Here is a 2,281-nt window from a genome sequence, read left to right on the forward strand (position 1 = left end):
GTCATCCCTATTCGGTCTTGCTCCCGGTGGGGTTTGCCGTGCCGTCCATGTCGCCATGTCCGCGGTGGGCTCTTACCCCACCCTTTCACCCTTACTCCGCAAGCGGAGCGGTTTGCTTTCTGTGGCACTTTCCCTGAGGTCACCCTCGCCGGACGTTATCCGGCACCGTACTTCCGTGGAGCCCGGACTTTCCTCCCCCCGCGGTCTTTCGACACTTGCGGAGCGCGGCTGCCCGGCCAACTGGCAGGCGCTCCTTAACGCAAGCCCCCGCCCGGCGCCAGAAAAAAAGGCCGGGCTTTTCAAGAGCCAACAGCGAAGGACGAAATAGCTCGGCCAGAGCGACGCGCTTTAGCGGAAGGCCACGGAGAAATCCGCATCATATGCGGGGTCGTCGATCCGGCCATTGATGACAAGGCTGGCGCCAAGCCGGCCGATCTCGTCGGAGCTCTTCGCCGCCTGGCCGTTACCGCCCGTGACGACAGCAATGCGCTCTCCACCGGCAAAGCCGATATAGGGCAGCCCGTGCCGCGTGAACGAGGTGACGCAGGGCGAAAAATGCGTCGAGACCGGCTCAAGCCCGGGCATTACCTCGGCCAGGAGGCCGCGCAGGTGCTCGGCCGCAGCGGCACCGCCCGCCCCGCGGAACCATTGCCGCACGGCCGGCTCGCCGTCGAGAACCCGGTCCGTCGGATCGCCGCCGATCTTGATGTAGTGCTTACCATCCGCATAGCCGACCGGTGGCAGAAGGTAGTAGCTCCGCTCCTGCTTGGGCGCCGCCCCGATCAAGGAGGGCATGCCTTCGAAGCTCTGCAGGTCGCGATCCGCCACCTCGGCAAAAAGCACGGTTCTCGCCTTGACGGAAAGGTCGATCGGCCGCGGCAACAGCGTGGCCGACAAGGAAAAGCCTCCGGCCGCAACGATCACCCGGGCCGCCTCCAGGCGCCCGCCCTCAAGCGTGGTCACGACCACGCGGTCGCTGTCTTCGGAAACGGAGCGGACTTCGTCGCGCACGATCCTGGCGCCGGCCCGCTCGGCGCAGATGACTTGCGCTGCAACCAGGGCCCGCGGGTTGACGTACCCGGCGCCACGGCGCTCGTGAACGCCTGCCGTCCCCTCCGGAAAACGGAACCACGGAAAGCGCTGCGAAAGCTTGTCGGCGTCAAGCAGCGGCGCTACGACGCCGAGCGCATCGCGCGCTTTTTCCACCTGCTCGATGTAGTCGTAGGCGGCACCCGGCTGGGGCCCGGCGATCAGGCAACCGACTTCATGATAAAAGAGAACGCCGCTTTCGCGCTCGATCCCCTCGTAGCGCTCGATCGAACGCCGGGCAAGGCGCGCCCAGACCGGATCGTTGTCGATCGTTCGGGTGATGCGGGCATTGTCGTAGTGACTGGAAAAGACGCCGGAATGATTGGCCCAGTCCTTGGGCTCGTCCGGCCCGACGAGCGCGACGCTTGCGCCTGACAGCGCCAGGTGACGGGCGGCCGCCGCCCCCATCATGCCCTTGCCGACGACAATGAAATCAAATCTCTCCGACATGCTCACCCTCTTCCCGCGTGCGTTGAGGGAGATAGCATGTGCGCGTCGATATGGCACGGCTTGCGAGAGATTTTCGTGTACGCCGGAACGCGAGACCTGTCCGGCTGCAGCATCCGCCACCACCTCGTGCGGCGGGCGGATGATGCTTTCCTTTCGCGTGCGCGAATTGACGCGCCGACGCGTATCGACTGATCAGTCGATGATATCCTGGACCTTGCCGCAATAGCGCTTGGAAACCGGGTTCATGCGCTTGGCGCCATGGCCGGCATTGTATTTCAGGATCGTGCCGCAGGTGGTGCCGCCGGAAAGCTCATGCGCCATGGCGAGATACTTCATGCCGAACTTGATGTTGGTTTCCGGGTCGTAGAGCCCCTTGGCAGAACCGGAATAACCCATCATGCGGGCCGTGGCGGGCTTGATCTGCATCAGGCCGATTTCGCCGGCGCTGCCGCGGGCCTTGGGGTTGAAGTTGCTTTCGACCTTGACGACGGCGTGCGCCAGATCGACCGGAACGCCATACTGCTTGGCGTAGCTTTTGATCAGCGATGCGTACTGGGCGTTCTGCGGGAGGTCCGGCTTCGGATAGCCTGTTGTACGGGTAACGGACGGGATGGATGAGGTCTTGATGGTCCTGTCGACATTCCCCGCATACGACGTACCCATCCCGGCGAAGAACATGCCAAGGCATGCCGCCACCGCAGCAACAGACGAAATTCTCATGTAGTTTGAATTCTCCGGTCTG

General features: G+C 63.9%; 2 protein-coding genes and 1 other RNA gene. All 3 read right to left on the bottom strand.

The window, feature by feature from the left end:
• Positions 1 to 244: RNase P RNA component class A (gene rnpB / locus VGO04_RS24005), an RNA gene on the bottom strand; the annotation flags it as partial.
• A gap of 104 nt (positions 245 to 348) precedes the next feature.
• Positions 349 to 1,539, bottom strand: a complete 1,191-nt coding sequence (locus VGO04_RS24010; protein ID WP_327498473.1) for an FAD-binding oxidoreductase — start codon at positions 1,537 to 1,539, stop codon at positions 349 to 351.
• A 192-nt stretch (positions 1,540 to 1,731) separates the two neighbouring features.
• On the bottom strand, positions 1,732 to 2,259 hold the full coding sequence (locus VGO04_RS24015; protein WP_327498474.1) for a lytic transglycosylase domain-containing protein: 528 nt from the start codon (positions 2,257 to 2,259) through the stop codon (positions 1,732 to 1,734).
• Between the last annotated feature and the right edge of the window lie 22 nt (positions 2,260 to 2,281).

Source organism: Ensifer sp., from assembly GCF_035999185.1.
Classification (GTDB): domain Bacteria; phylum Pseudomonadota; class Alphaproteobacteria; order Rhizobiales; family Rhizobiaceae; genus Ensifer.